The sequence below is a fragment of the Paenibacillus sp. ALE3 genome (genome assembly GCF_054113405.1).
In genome coordinates this window covers 4,980,601-4,995,456 of record NZ_CM134214.1, presented here as the reverse complement: position 1 = coordinate 4,995,456, position 14,856 = coordinate 4,980,601, and the positions used below count along the sequence as shown (strand labels likewise).

The 14,856-nt window shown below is 47.3% G+C and carries 9 protein-coding genes; 1 reads left to right on the top strand and 8 read right to left on the bottom strand.

All coding sequences use genetic code 11. From position 1 onward, the window contains the following. Positions 1-86: 86 nt before the first annotated feature. The 8 genes from ACXHJ2_RS22420 to ACXHJ2_RS22385 form a co-directional block, all read right to left on the bottom strand. Positions 87-3,050, bottom strand: a complete 2,964-nt coding sequence (locus ACXHJ2_RS22420; RefSeq protein ID WP_165083289.1) for a DEAD/DEAH box helicase — start codon at positions 3,048-3,050, stop codon at positions 87-89. Beyond that, on the bottom strand, positions 3,047-4,702 hold the full coding sequence (locus ACXHJ2_RS22415; RefSeq protein WP_165083287.1) for an SWIM zinc finger family protein: 1,656 nt from the start codon (positions 4,700-4,702) through the stop codon (positions 3,047-3,049). The genes ACXHJ2_RS22420 and ACXHJ2_RS22415 overlap by 4 nt, the downstream gene beginning before the upstream one ends. A 190-nt stretch (positions 4,703-4,892) precedes the next feature. Further along, complete coding sequence (locus ACXHJ2_RS22410) at positions 4,893-6,011, bottom strand: GerAB/ArcD/ProY family transporter (RefSeq protein ID WP_165083285.1); 1,119 nt, start codon at positions 6,009-6,011, stop codon at positions 4,893-4,895. Then, complete coding sequence (locus tag ACXHJ2_RS22405; protein WP_165083283.1) at positions 6,011-7,165, bottom strand: Ger(x)C family spore germination protein; 1,155 nt, start codon at positions 7,163-7,165, stop codon at positions 6,011-6,013. Before ACXHJ2_RS22405 ends, ACXHJ2_RS22410 begins: the two co-directional genes overlap by 1 nt. Positions 7,166-7,169: 4 nt before the next feature. Next, positions 7,170-8,648 (bottom strand): spore germination protein, encoded by a 1,479-nt coding sequence (locus tag ACXHJ2_RS22400; RefSeq protein ID WP_165083281.1) that lies wholly within the window; start codon positions 8,646-8,648, stop codon positions 7,170-7,172. A gap of 162 nt (positions 8,649-8,810) precedes the next feature. Continuing rightward, the gene (gene pgmB, locus ACXHJ2_RS22395; RefSeq protein WP_165083279.1) at positions 8,811-9,476 is read right to left on the bottom strand and encodes a beta-phosphoglucomutase; all 666 of its coding nucleotides are present in this window, start codon (positions 9,474-9,476) and stop codon (positions 8,811-8,813) included. 24 nt (positions 9,477-9,500) lie between these two features. After that, positions 9,501-11,783 (bottom strand): glycoside hydrolase family 65 protein, encoded by a 2,283-nt coding sequence (locus ACXHJ2_RS22390; protein ID WP_165083277.1) that lies wholly within the window; start codon positions 11,781-11,783, stop codon positions 9,501-9,503. A 155-nt stretch (positions 11,784-11,938) separates the two neighbouring features. Further along, positions 11,939-12,946 (bottom strand): LacI family DNA-binding transcriptional regulator, encoded by a 1,008-nt coding sequence (locus ACXHJ2_RS22385; protein ID WP_165083275.1) that lies wholly within the window; start codon positions 12,944-12,946, stop codon positions 11,939-11,941. A 244-nt stretch (positions 12,947-13,190) separates the two neighbouring features. Between ACXHJ2_RS22385 and ACXHJ2_RS22380 the strand changes: the two genes are divergently transcribed. Continuing rightward, a complete protein-coding gene (locus ACXHJ2_RS22380) occupies positions 13,191-14,855 on the top strand; it encodes a PTS transporter subunit IIBC (RefSeq protein ID WP_165083273.1) in 1,665 nt (554 codons plus the stop codon). Position 14,856 lies beyond the last annotated feature (1 nt).

Genomic DNA, 14,856 nt, shown 5'->3' with positions numbered 1-14,856 from the left:
GTGCTATAAACTACTCTTCCTTAAAATAGGCGTATAACGAACTCAAACGGGTACTCCGTATACACTATAGTCCGATATGAGACACATTATGCCCACTCGCGCCGTAGCGTAAAGAGGTCCTTCAACGCTTCTGTAGACAGTTCCGTAATCCAGCCCTCGGTGCTGGTAATAATTTGGTCGCTGAGCTGCTGCTTGCTCTCCAGCATCTCGTCAATGCGTTCCTCCAGCGTGCCGAGCGAGATAAATTTGTGAACCTGTACATCTTTGGTTTGTCCCATCCGGTAGGCTCGGTCTGTGGCCTGATTTTCAACAGCTGGATTCCACCAGCGATCAAAGTGAAAGACATGGTTGGCAGCTGTCAGATTGAGACCCACCCCTCCGGCCTTGAGCGATAAAATAAACACGGACGGTTGCTCGTCAGGGGGAAGCGTGTGCGATTGGAATTGATCAATCATTCGGTCACGCGCAGTTTTGGATGTACTACCGTTCAAATAGAGCACGGGTTCTTGAAGTTCCTGAGTGAGTACCTGCTGAAGCATCTGACCCATACCAATATACTGTGTAAAAATAAGACAGCGCTCGCCCTCTTCCCGCAGCTCCTTGACCATAGCCAGAATGCGCTCCAGTTTGGATGAACGGCTAATGATCGCCTCAAGATCGGGCTGACTGTAACCAGAAGCTGCTGCATCCAGAAGCGCCTCCTTGGTTAAAAGAGCAGGGTGGTCACAAAGCTGCTTCAACTGGGTCAGAGCTGACAAAATAGCTCCTTTACGCTCGATCCCCTCCAGCTTCTGCATCCGTTCCATCAGCTCTTTAACAATCTGATCATAGAGCGCACCCTGCTCGGAGGTGAGGTGAATGTACGTTTTCATCTCATTCTTGTCAGGTAAATCAAGCTGTATCGCAGGGTCCTTCTTTTTGCGACGTAGCATGAAGGGCTGAACCAGCTTTTGCAAATCCAACGTGCGCTGCTCATTATGTTCTTTTTCAATAGCATTCATGAAGCGATTGCTAAAGGCGCGTGAGCTGCCCAGATAACCTGGATTGATAAAATCATAAATGGACCATAGCTCGGACAGCCGATTTTCAATAGGTGTTCCTGTCAACGCGATACGATGACGTGCAGGGAAGCTGCGCACAGCTGTGGATTGCTTGGTTTGCGCATTTTTAATGTTTTGCGCTTCATCCAGACAGATCGAATCCCAAGTCATGCTTTGCAGCAGCTCTTGATCCAGAGTTGCTGTAGCGAAGGAGGTCAGGATGACATCGGCCTGCTCGACTTTTTCGCGGAACAAGTCTCCCTGCTCTCGCTTGCCTCCATAGTGCAGCATGACTCTTAATGAAGGAGCGAAGCGGCTGAGCTCCTTCTGCCAGTTGCCCAGCACCGAAGTCGGGCAAATCAGCAACGAACTGGAGCGCACACCCGTCTCGGCGGCAATTTCCTGTAGGTGCAGTAAATAAGTAATAAACTGCACCGTTTTGCCGAGCCCCATATCATCGGCCAGACAGGCGCCCAATCCAAAGCGCCGTAAAAAGGCCAGCCATGCGTATCCGTCCCGCTGATATGTCCGCAGCTCGGCTTGCAGTCCATCCGGCACGTCCAGAGCGGGCCATTCCGATTGCCGTCCGAGCTGGCTGATCAGCTTCAGTAGATGAGCGTTCAGCTCTACTTCCAGTCGGAAGCGTGCCGGGTCCTCCGGCTGCTCGCCCGAGGCATCGCCTTCAGGCTCGTCGGTGTTGCCAAGCAGATGCAGCTGCAGAATGTCCTGAAAGGACAATCCCTGAGCGCTGTCGATTCCGTCCATGGCGCGGCGGATTTGCGCCAGCAGCGCAGGGTCGAGCGCGATCCATTGCCCGCGGAAGCGCACCAAGCGCTCGTTGCGAGCGACCAGCTCGGCGAATTCCGACTCGCTCAGATCGGCATCGCCAATGGCAACGCGCCAATCGAACTGGACAATCGAGTCCAGTCCGAACAGCGAGCTGCCCTTCGTGCGCTCTCCCGCTCCTTCGCCCGGGCGTACCTTGGCCCGCAGCTTCGGCTTCTTGCGGGTAGCTGCCTCCCACCAGGCCGGGAGCAGCACTTGCCAACCACTTTCCAGCAGACGTTGGCTGTCGGTCGTCAGGAATTGCCACGCTGCTTCGTCGGAGAGCGGGCGACTCAGTATGTCATCGCGGCTTCCGGCACGCTGCCCTGCGGGCAAAATAGCGGTCAAGCGTTCCAGCCATCCGCCTGAGCGCTCACGCACATGCACCGTCCACGCATCGGGCCATGAGCCGGATGCATATCCATCATCGGCGAGCTGTACAGGCACCAGCAAGGCTGGGTCCTGCTTGTCCTGCAACACAAGCTTGAGCTTCCAAGATGGCTCGTCGTCCTCCAGCTCTGGCTCCAGCAGTTGTAGAAGCGGGCGAAATGGCGCGGTATCGGCCTTCCATCCAATGGCGATAAGCCAGACTTGGGCATCCAGGCCCGCCGCAGCCTGTCGATTGGGGGCGAAGAGAACCGGATACTCTCTTCGCAAATCAGCGGCTTCCGCTTCAGTGCCGTACCAGCGCTGGAAAACAGCGGCCGAGAACGCCGCTACCAGCCCTTCGCGCTCGTTTTCATCCAGGTTGTCCAGCAAAGCAAGCTCTGCCGGTTGGATGTTTTCCAATGCTTCTGCATCCCACTTCCATTGCAGCTTCCCTGCTTGGAACGACGTGAAGTTGGGCACATAGGCTTTCGTTTCAATACAGTGAGCCAATAGAGGGATCAGCCGAAGCCACGGGGCATTGGCCTCGTCCCAGATCCATTCGATATGCTGTAGAAGCTCCTGCTCTGCCAGAAAAGGAATTACTTGCTCCGAGGGCAACACGATAATATCTGTGTCTTGAACATGCTGAATCTCCAGCTCGGTGCCATAAAATGAAGCCTCATGCCAAGCAAACAAACGCTGCTTCAACATTTGACCGGAAATGCTATAGTTCATGGAGGAATCGCCATAGATCAGCGCGTCCCCATAGGTAGTTAATTGAATATGCACCGTAATCGTTTCGGTATATTGGCTCATGATAACAATTTCCCTTTCCGCAATTCCTCCTGCAGCGCCCGCAGGCGGCTGTGACGGCTGGTAAAGGTCGTGAAGAACAGCTCCCAGCGTGTTTCTTGCTTCATTTTCTTGTACAGCTTGAACAATCGCTTTAACAGCTTAACCGCTGCTTTATAGCTAGATCTGTTTTTTTCCAGCACATAACGTTCTACCGCTTGATGGTAAAAGGGCAGCAACAACTCAGGCGCGTTCTTTTCAATAGGTTGCAGCACGCTCACCCGAAAACTTAAAGGTTCACTGCGTATGCTTAGCTGATAGTCGATCCATTGCCGCCATTTTTCATGAGCAAGTAGAGCCTCTTCATACATTCCACCCGCAAATGGAAGCATACCCTTCAGCGTGTCCCACATGTCCTCCTCTGCTTCTGGAAGGTGCTGCAAAACCAGCTCCCAATCATGCATATAATCCTGTAAATGATCATCCCGATGACTGTGAAGGAGGGGGCCGATATGTCGCAGTCCGTTTTTGAGACGTACCCAATCTTCGGCCTGTCGCAACGCATGTAGGAACAACAGCAATTGGCTGGAGGAGATTTTTAGTGGAAAAGCCCGTTCAGCCTCCTGTAGTAGTTCCCAGGCTTTATGATCCTGCGCTTGGTAAACATACATCCAGCTCTGAGCCAGCATCCACGGAAGCCGTGCCAACCTTGCACCATGCTCCTCCTCAGCTGCATGTAAATGCTGCAATTCCTCCGTATATATGTTGGAGTCCTGCCTTGCAGGATGCACCCAGTACAGCCAAAACTGATAATACGCGTCTGAAAAATAGGTACCGTTCCGCGACTCTGTCAGCATTTTTCGGCGCAAATAAGCTAAAGTTTCTGCCATACGAGCTTCATGCATCGGTTCATCAGTCAGCTCCAGTGGACGCTCAAAATCACGCTCGATCGCCTCTTTCAGCTCATCTGCGGCGATTTGGGTGTAGTAACCCATATAGGTATGAGTGGGATAACCCGTCATGGGGGCCTGAGGTACCAGCTTTTCCAGCACACGCAGATGAGCATGCAGTCCATATAGCTGCTGCATGCCAGGTGAGAGCGGCGGCTTCACAGCGTAGATCGAAGATAAAGCACTTTGGACATATTGAGAATTTTGTGTGTGCACATGGTTAAGGGCGATACACTGATCAAACAGATCATGCCATTCGGAAACGGGCATGTCCGGTATGTTGCTTGCTGTTTTACTGAGAGCATCTCGTGTTGTTTCCTTGTGCTCCAGCGAAAGGTTCGACCGGAAAGTAGGTGGGGTACGGGTGTCTGCTTTTGCAGCCAGCCGAGTGAATCCCGCCGAATGAGCGTTCACTAATGCATGGACGGAACGTTCCTGTTCATTCGCGTAGTTCAGCAATACGGCGATCATATGCTTGCAGTTGGTGCGAACAGGACATGTACATCTGCTGGCAGCAAAAGCACTCAAGTGGAGATCCACTTCGTAGAGCTCATTCCCATCCACGACAGCCGCAATATGGTCAGCATCAGGCATTGCGAATTCTTTTACCTTTCCCTGCTTAAAGTACTGAAAACCTCGTTTGATTGTCACATCATTAAAATGGTCAGCCACGTTTTGAATGAGCTGCTGCCACTGTATATCATCCATAAGATAGGTTGGTTTCATATGCAATAGTCTCCTAAGAGAGAATAGTTGATCTGGAAGTAGCTTAACTCTTCCATTATATCAGTTCACGAATGTAATTGAGTGGAGGGAGCAGTTGGAAAATTTCGAGGAATAAACGCTGGTTAAAAAGTAAAACCCCTTACGCTATAGCATAAGGGGGGAGTCATTGGCAAGAGCGAGGAGATACCCTTTACTGTTTTCCATCCGTTTTTTCTGTTCGATGGAAGACCATAGAGATGACAAGAAGCACCGAAGGTACTGCTGCACATACAACAATTCCAACATAACCTATTATTTTATCGAAGTTGCCTATTTCAATAAAATTTTGGGGATACATGCTCAGGCAAAATAATATAATTAACGGGAGATAACAGATATACTTGTTCCACTTCTGGGTGAGCTGGCTGATTCCAGTAACAATATAGAAATAATAATTTGAGGCGGTCATGAAGATTTTGATCGTCCACAAAATGATAAATAATATTTCAAATCGTTCCAGGAACGCACCGGGGAATTCAATTTGCTGTGCAAAAGAAACGACGGGCCACTGCAATCGGGAAACTTCTTCTACTGACATACAGCCAATGACCATCGTTACCATTAAAATATACAAACCCATTGCAATCGAGTAGCCAATCCACCCGGCCTTCCATGCTTTTTGTGGGTGGGTCATCACATTAGTTAATATAAGGATCGATTCAAAACCCATTGTAGAGAAAGGTATAACTTTAAGTGATTCAAAGATCGGACGCCAACCTTTATGGAAAACAGGGCGCAAATTATCAAGATTAAAATGGTTGATATTAAGAATGATCAACAATAAAAAAACAATAAAGGTTAAAGGAAAAAAAAGCTCGATCAATCGCACCATTGCATGGAGACCGCCCCAGGTCAAATACCCAATAAGCAGAAGAAACGGCAAGAGAATCATGCTTATCGGGGTTCTCTCCAGTGCAAGACCTTTGAGGAATTCCGCCATCATTCTACATACAAGAGAGCAGATCATCGTGCAAAATACAATAAATGCGATATTGATCAGAAAGCCGATGAATTTACCTGCAATCACAGGATTGAACTCATAGAACGTCTTCCCTGGAAATCTATGGCACAATTTAACGTGGATAAAAATGACGACGATCCCAAGCAGAGTTGCCAGCAAAAGTCCCTGCCACACGTCGGGTGTTTGCGTCTTCTCCGCAATGGTTCTTGGTAAACTGACAATACCCACAGCATACACGGTCGAAGTGACGGTAAATAAGGCTTGCAGGGTAGATATTTTTTCCTGTTTCATGGAAGGTATGTTAGACATTATTCACCCTCTCCTTTTGTATAAGCGCCAGTTCGCTCTATCTGTACCTTAGCCTTAACATTGATCGGTATTTCACTGAATGTATCTTGCCAATTTTCCTTTACCCGATCCCAGTAAGCGGGATATTTCACTTTTACTTTTGTGCCAAAACCGACCACATCTGCTCTCATTTCTTTCTGGAGTGTGTTTAGCGATTGGGATACGGTCTGTTTGATTTCATCCTGTGCCTCTTGTTTAGCAGTTTGAATGAATGATTCCTTCAGGAAGTCTTCAGAACTAACCGTGCTTTCGTTTAGTTTAATATCTGATTTAATTCGAACTGTGAATGAGAGGTCCTGCCCGTTGAGGTGGGGAATAAGTTTTGTGTGGACATCCTCAACTTCAAACACCACGGATTGATTTGACTTTGAGCTCTCAATTCTAATAATTGAGCCCTTCGTTTTTCCCAGCATCCAGTTGATTCCGATGACATCCTCTTCGTCCAGCCAATAAGCAAATTTCTTCGTTTTGCCGCTGACCAGAGCTGCGCCTGAGAAGTGGTTGCCTCCATTGGTTTCTAGACATTGAATGAGGAAGTCAGCTCCTTGTGAGATATGCGTAGAAATTTCTCCTAAGGTTATTCTATAAGGTATTTTTGAGTTTAAATTGCTGTTTTTAGCCATTGCTTCAAGGTCAATAGAAGGTATCTCTTGATGTTTACCGATCTTATTGAGCGCTTCTTTTGCATTGCCTTTTATGATCATAACAAGTGATTTTCGACTTGGTTTATAGGAGCGAGTAAACGTATCTAACAACTGGTCGATTCTTCTTTTTTGTATAGCTTGATCACTAATCAAAATCAGGCGAATAAAACTATATAAAGGAGCACGGGATACCTGCTTGGCCTGTTCCCTGGAAGCAGATTGGATGGAATCTTTGTTAAAGGTTGTTACGTTGCTGTACATATTTTTTCTGGATTTCTGCGCGATTAAGTGCTGGTAGGTAAGTTCCAGCATATCCTGCTGATCCATATCAATGGCGACACCTTGAATAATACTCAAGTTATCGATCTCTCTGCTATCCCAACAACCGGTGAGGAGAGTACACACGATCCATGCGGCAAAGCATTTTTGCACCCATAGGGTTCGACGAAACAGAAAGATGTAAGAGATCATTGGCTTACTTCCTTTTCCTGTTAGATTGTGTTTCATCCTGCGTCTTTAGCATCATAGGACGTTTTCTGAGGTATTTAAAAGGAGCCCGAATAAAAGTGTCTTGTTGATCTCTTAGCCGAACAGGGGCTAGGGGTGACATGTAAGGAACACCAAAGCTCTTGATCTGGACCATGTGTACACCTAAACAAATAAAGGCTAAAATTACTCCATAAAGCCCAAAAACCCCTGCGATCATCATAATGGGAAAACGAAGAAGCCGGATTCCGATACTGCCGCTGTACTGAGGGCTTGCAAAGGACGCAATGGCAGTAAGACCAACAATAATAATCAGAAAAGCACTTACAACCGCCGCCTCGACAGCTGCTTGTCCAATAACAAGACCGCCTACAATACCGATGACCTGTCCTATCCCTTTGGGTAGCCGCAGACTGGCCTCGCGCAATATTTCCAATGCCAATTCCATAATTAAAGCCTCCACAAAAACGGGAAAAGGGATTCCCTCCCTTGAGGCAACGATAGATATGACCAGCTCAGGCGGGATTAATCCAGGATGGAAAGAAATCAGTGCAACGTACAACGAAGGCAGGAATGTTGCAATGAACAAAGCCATTAAACGAAGCATGCGGAAAAATGTCCCTAAGGGGAAACGCTCATAATAATCTTCTGGCGATTGAGCCAGCATCCAGAAGGTCATGGGAGCAATTAGGACAAAAGGGGTGCCATCTAGCATAATGACAACCCTCCCTGACATTAAGGCCGTTATAGCTTTATCCGAGCGTTCAGAGGCTTGAATCTGGGGAAACGGAGACCATGGATGTTCCTCGATCCATTGTTCAATAACCCCGGTATCGGAAGCATCATCCACATCAATCGTTTCGACTCTTCGCTTAACTTCCTGAACTAGCTCCGGATTTGCGATATCCGATATGTACAAGATCGCTAATTTACGGGAAGATCTCCTTCCTATGGTTATTTTGTCTATTCTGAAACTAATATCTTTGATGTGCCTTCTAACCATTGCCAGGTTGCTTTCCAAATCCTCAATAAAACCTTCCCTTGGTCCTCTAACCAAAGTTTCGGTGCTGGGTTCCTCAACACTTCGCGAAGGAAATTTGCCTGTAGAAGCAAAAAAAACATCATCAGTCCCTTCGATCAGCAGACAAGTATTGCCCGATAACACTTTGCTTACACACGTTTCAAGGTCTGTCCCTTCTTTCATATCGATCGTAAATGCTGTCTGCTGTATCAACTCCTCCTTTATTTTGTCAGGATTAACTGGGGAGTGGTTTTCACGGATTCCAGTTAAAATGAGCGGCTTGACGATTTGTTCGTTAATCATACTTGTATCCGCAATACCGGAGAGATAGATCATAATGACATGAATTCCCGTTTGGCCTACATTCATTTTTTTGAAGACGACATCAGGAAGATGACCCAGAGTCTTTTCAAGATAATCTAATTTTGCCTCGAGTGGTCTTGCCAATGACGTTTCCCCCTTCAAAAAACTTAAGCATGATATGCATGTAATATGTGTAAAATAGTGATAAATATTCATGAATCCTTTTTCGGCAAAAGCAAAAACGAACACCTAATGGTGTTCGTCTTTAGTCATACATAACGCTATATGAACTTAATCAGAATGGGATCATTTTTTGAACTCGTAAAAATGTTCCTCCAGCATGCTCAAGGAAAGCTCGGCTGTAGTGGCTACCACGATATCCGCACCTTGCATTTGCGAAGGTGTTCCTACACCGACCGCGAACATCCCGGCACCCTTGATCGCCTGTATGCCAGCCTGTGCGTCTTCTATGCCGATACAGTCGGCAGGCTGAACGCCTAGATTCGCAGCTCCGGCGAGGAAAATTTCCGGGTCAGGCTTTCCATGCCGAATGGCAGTAACATCCACCACACTGTCAAAATAGTGCGCTAGCTCCAGCCGATCCAGTATAAACGCTGCATTTTTGCTCGCAGAGGCCAGCGCGATGCCAACTCGGGCTTCACGCAGCTCCTTCAAAAGCGCTTGAATGCCCGGAAGAACGTCTGAGGGAGTCAAGGCTGAGATGAGCCGCTGATACTCGGTGTTTTTTTGTATAGCCAGTTCTTGCTTGCCTTCTTCTGATAACGTATCGGACAGGTTACCGCGTGCCAGTATTTTGTCGAGCGATTCCGTACGGCTGATTCCTTTTAACTGTTCATTAAATTCCCGATCAAAAGGGATGCTGAGCGCTGCCGCCAGGCTACCCCATGCCTGAAAATGATATTCGGCGGTATCTGTAATGACTCCGTCCAGATCAAAAATAACTGCTTTCATTTGCTTTCCCCCTGTCTGGTCCATTTATGAAGCACTGCTCGCCATTAACGACTGCCCACTGGTAATATGCGTTGGCTGTCCATACAGCTCCAGCGTGAGCGGTTCTCCGTCCAGCAGGGTAATGACTACTTCACCCTCCTGTACGAGAATACTTAGCAAGCGGCCGCGATAGTTGATTTTAAACGTATATTTGTTCCAGTCCTTTGGCAGAAAAGGGGAGAAGCTTAATGTTTCATTATAGGTTCTCATCCCGGCAAATCCCTGTACAATCGCCAGCCAGCTTCCTGTCATAGAGGTGATATGAAGTCCGTCTTCGGTGTCATTATTATAGTTATCCAGATCCAGACGGGCCGTCCGTTTATACATTTCGACTGCCTTATCCTCCATTTTGAGTTCAGCAGCCAGCACGGCATGAATCGAAGGAGACAGACTGGATTCATGAACGGTCATTGGCTCGTAAAATGCAAAATTGCGCGCTTTTTCCTCCAGCGTGAACTGGTCTCCAAAGAAATAGAGCCCTTGCAGTACATCCGCTTGCTTAATGAAGCAGGAACGCAGGATTTTATCCCATGACCATTTCTGATTAAGTGGCAGATTGCTAGGATGCAAAGTGGATACAGGCTGCAAATCCTTATCCATAAAGGTATCGTGCTGTACGAAGACGCCCCGCTCTTCATCATAAGGATAGTACATGTTGTTAATGATATCTTGCCAATGTGCACGCTCATCAGCTGTTACGGCCAGGCGCTGCGATTTCTCAGTCGAAATTTGAGGCAAGACTGACAAAGTATATTTTAGAACCCATGCAGCCAGTGTATTGGTATACCAGTTGTTATTAACGTTATTTTCGTATTCGTTTGGCCCGGTAACCCCGTGGATCATATACTGCTGACGGCTCTTGGAGAAATGAACTCGATCGGCCCAGAAACGGCTAATTTCGACCAGTACATCGATCCCGTAGTCATGCAGATAGGTCAAGTCCCCCGTATAATTGGTGTAATTGTAAATGGCATAGGCAATTGCACCGTTACGATGGATTTCTTCGAAGGTAATTTCCCATTCGTTATGGCATTCCACGCCTGTAAAAGTGACCATAGGATACAATGCCCCGCGAAGCCCTTGCTGGGTTGCGTTATGCTTGGCACCCTCCAGATGTTGATGACGGTACAGCAGCAGATTTCGCGTTACCTCCGGATCGGCAAGCGCCAGATACATAGGTACGGCATATGCCTCTGTATCCCAATAGGTGGCACCGCCATATTTTTCACCCGTAAAGCCCTTCGGTCCGATATTCAGACGGGCATCTTCACCGTAGTACGTAGAGAATAGCTGGAAAATGTTAAAGCGTATTCCCTGTTGGGCCTCCGTATCCCCCTCAATTTCAACATCTGCCTTGTCCCAGCGTCTGGCCCAAGCGTCGATATGCTCTTGCTTAAGAGAGGTGTAGCCTTTGTTGACAGCTTCCACGGCGATGCGTTCAGCTTGCGGAATCAATGCATCCTTTTCCATATCGCGTGAAGTGGTGACGGCTACAATTTTTTGCAGTTGGATACGGTCACCTGGCGAGACGTTGTATTGATAGTGGCGTGCAGCATACAAAAAGCCCTCTTCCGTCGTCTGCTCATCTTGTCCCTCGGTTACAATACCCATGGTAGCGTTTACGGTAAAGCGCGGAATACCGAAGGGATTATCTATCGTCGTTGTGGACAGGCTGATGAATTGCTCTTGAACCTCACGGGCTTCTTCCAGCCAAAATACCTCGTCATAGTTTGTGTCCTCATTTTTCGTATTGCCATCCAAATAAGGAACAAGCTCAATGCTTAAAGGCTGATCGCTTATATTTTCGACCTGATAATCAATCAGGCATAATTCACGTGTAGTAATGCTCAGAAAACGCTCTGTAGTGATACGAACCTGGTCGTTCACAGTACAAGCGCGCCGCAGGATTCCCTGCTTCATGTCCAGTTCCTGCACAAAATCGCTGATCTGTGCCGTAAATAAGTCCACTTCCTCTTGGTTTACAATCAGACGGATGCCGATGAAATTCATGGCATTGATGACCTTGCCGAAATATTCAGGATAGCCGTTCTTCCACCAGCCTACCTTTGTTTTGTCAGGGAACCATATACCGGAGATATACGTTCCTTGATGATGATCACCTGAATAAGTTTCTTCAAAATTGCCGCGCATGCCCATATAACCGTTGCCTATGGACGTTAAGCTTTCCTGTAATCGCATGTGTGTGCTATGTAGAGTGTGTGTTGTCAGCTTCCAACTATCTACGTCAAATAATCGGTTGTAAACCATGATTGCGTACCCCTCTCGGAAAATGAGATCGTTGTTTTAACGGAACCAATATATGAGCGAGTTCAGTATATAGTGCAACCGTTTGCCCTGTCAACGCAAAAAAAACTGATTTTATGAATATCCACAAAATCAGTTCTTGTTCATTTCTTAGAGATTCATAGTGTCTGGCTTGATTTGCGCTCTACAATTCGGTGGGGAACAATGATGTGCTTGGTCAATTCTTTCGGGTCTTCAATTTTTTCGATCAGACTTTTGGCAGCCTGATAACCAAGGCTGAAGATATCAATATCCACGGAAGTAAGTGGGGGATTCATCAGCTCAGCCAGCATCAAGTTATTGAAGCTCACCATGGACAGCTGCTCTGGCATGGATACGCCTAACTGAGCAAGCATTTTCTGTACGGCCATGGCTACAAGGTCGTCGCTAACGATCATCGCAGTAGGAGGCGGGGGAGCCTGCAATAACGTGCGCATGTCCTCTAGATTAAAGGGCTCCCTGACCACGTATTCCTTCGGTAGAGGCAAGCCGGCTTCTCGTAGTGCGTCTTGGTAGCCTCGGAGTCTTTCAAGATTTACGATGTGTTCCTGATCACCGCCAACATAAGCAATGCGCTCATGGTTCAGCCCCGTCAAATAAGTGACCACATCTTTGGCAGCCTGGTAGTTATCGTTGTCTACATGGGTAGTTTCACTGACAAACTGCTGAGGCTTGCCGATGACGGTATAGGGAATTTTCTCTTTATGAAGATACTCCACGATGCTATCCTTTTGCTTGGAGTACAGGACAATGTAGCCGTCAACGCGTCCGGTCCGGGTCATTAGCCTTACGCGGGATAGCAATTCATCACTCGTTTTGCCTGTGACAATCGACAGTGTATAATTGTGCTCGTTTACCCATTCGCTGATCCCGCGTAGGCTTTCCGGAAAGAAAGGGTTCTGAAAGATCGCCACGTCCGATTCAGGCATAATAATGCCTATTGACTGTGTGACACGGTTAGCCAGGCTTTGAGCGGAATAGTTGGGTTCATAGCCAAGCGCCTTCATTTCTTTGCGAACGCGTGCCTTGGTGGCTTCGCTGATTTTAGGGCTGTCTTGAATGACACGGGATACGGTGGAAGTAGCAACTTTAGCACGTTTTGCGACATCTTTGATGGTTACTGCCATCGTCTTCGTCTCCTTTTGCTATCTCAAGCAGAAAATATTATGTTCTATCATACGATATTGCTCCAATTTCAACAAATTAGCGGCTTTTTCGAGTATTTCTATCAGCATTAACCAAGATATTTATAACTAGGGTATTGCCAATAGAAAGCGATATCATTATAATAATCGTGCAACCGATTGCATAATTTTCTTATTGAGCACTACCCATGCTATACATACTATAAGGGATGGAGACTGAACGAGCATGAAAAAACTTCTATCATTTGATTTTTGGCAAAAGCTTGGGAAGGCACTTCTTGTGGTTGTTGCTGTCATGCCAGCAGCCGGGATTATGATTTCACTTGGTAAAGTAGTGGCGATGTTGGCTGGCGATATTCATTTCTGGGTGACTGTCGGCGGGGTCATGGAGAATCTGGGTTGGGGTATTATCAACAATTTACACATCCTGTTTGCCGTGGCGATTGGTGGTTCCTGGGCTAAGGAACGGGCGGGCGGAGCTTTTGCGGCCTTAATTGCTTTTGTTCTCATCAATATATCAACAGGAACGATTTTGGGCGTATCCTCGAAGATGCTAACCCAGGAAGGAGCAACCACTCATACTCTTTTCGGTGCATCGATTCCGGTCAGTGGTTATTTCACCTCTATTTTGGGGGCTCCTGCACTCAATATGGGTGTGTTTGTCGGTATCATCTCCGGCTTTGTCGGGGCCGTGGTGTTTAATAAATACTATAATTATCGCAAGCTCCCCGATGCTCTAGCTTTTTTTAACGGTAAGCGCTTTGTTCCGTTTGTCGTGATTCTCTGGTCTGTGATCGTGAGTTTGATCATGTCTGCTGTCTGGCCATTTGTCCAAGGCGGGATTAACCAATTTGGCGTCTGGTTGGCGACTTCAGGAGAGTCGGCTCCTTTTATAGCGCCATTTGTCTATGGTACACTAGAAAGACTGTTGATTCCTTTTGGTCTTCATCATATGCTGACCGTTCCTATTAACTATACTCAACTTGGTGGCGTTTACACGGTGCTCACGGGTTCTGGAGCAGGAAGCGTTGTTGCTGGGCAAGACCCGCTGTGGCTGGCTTGGGCTAGTGATCTCAGTGCGCTTCGTGGTACGGATCCGGCAGCCTACAACAGCTTGCTGGGAGACGTAACGCCTGCCCGCTTCAAGGTAGGACAAATGATCGGCGGAGCTGGCATCCTTATGGGGCTGGCAGTAGCTATGTATCGCCGTGTAGACAAAGATAAACGCGGCAAGTACAAGTCGATGATTTTCTCTGCAGCAGCAGCCGTCTTTTTAACAGGGGTGACGGAGCCGCTGGAATTCATGTTTATGTTCGTGGCGCCTGTATTGTATGTGGTTTATGCTATTCTTACCGGTATTGCTTTCGGAATGGCTGATATTATACATTTGCGTTTACATTCGTTTGGTATGATTGAGCTGCTGACTCGCTTGCCATTGTCTATAAATGCAGGGTTGGTGCAGGATATCATTAACTTTGTGCTGACTTGTGTAGTGTTTGCGGTAGCAACCTACTTTATCGCTTATTTTATGATCGGCAAATTCAAAATGGCTACGCCAGGAAGACTGGGGAATTATACAGATGAAGAGCCTCAAGCGACTTCCGAGGGAGAGAGTACAAAAGCCGATGGTTTGGCAGCGGTTTCAACTAAAAATCAATTGGCTGCGGATATCATCAAGACACTTGGGGGTGAGCAGAACATTGTCGAGGTGGATGCTTGCATGACCCGACTGCGTGTAACGGTGAAGGATACAGAAGCCGTCGGGGATGAAAAGACGTGGAAAGCGTTAGGCGCCTTGGGCTTAATTAAAGTAGATAATGGGGTACAGGCGGTTTACGGACCAAAGGCCGATGTGCTTAAATCAGATATACAAGACATACTCAATAGGTGAT

Coding starts and splice junctions, on each gene's coding strand:
- ACXHJ2_RS22410 (WP_165083285.1), bottom strand. CDS start 6,011: ATGTCTAACATACCTTCCATGAAACAGGAAAAAATATCTACCCTGCAA.
- pgmB (WP_165083279.1), bottom strand. CDS start 9,476: ATGAAAGCAGTTATTTTTGATCTGGACGGAGTCATTACAGATACCGCC.
- ACXHJ2_RS22390 (WP_165083277.1), bottom strand. CDS start 11,783: ATGGTTTACAACCGATTATTTGACGTAGATAGTTGGAAGCTGACAACA.
- ACXHJ2_RS22415 (WP_165083287.1), bottom strand. CDS start 4,702: ATGAAACCAACCTATCTTATGGATGATATACAGTGGCAGCAGCTCATT.
- ACXHJ2_RS22420 (WP_165083289.1), bottom strand. CDS start 3,050: ATGAGCCAATATACCGAAACGATTACGGTGCATATTCAATTAACTACC.
- ACXHJ2_RS22405 (WP_165083283.1), bottom strand. CDS start 7,165: ATGATCTCTTACATCTTTCTGTTTCGTCGAACCCTATGGGTGCAAAAA.
- ACXHJ2_RS22385 (WP_165083275.1), bottom strand. CDS start 12,946: ATGGCAGTAACCATCAAAGATGTCGCAAAACGTGCTAAAGTTGCTACT.
- ACXHJ2_RS22380 (WP_165083273.1), top strand. CDS start 13,191: ATGAAAAAACTTCTATCATTTGATTTTTGGCAAAAGCTTGGGAAGGCA.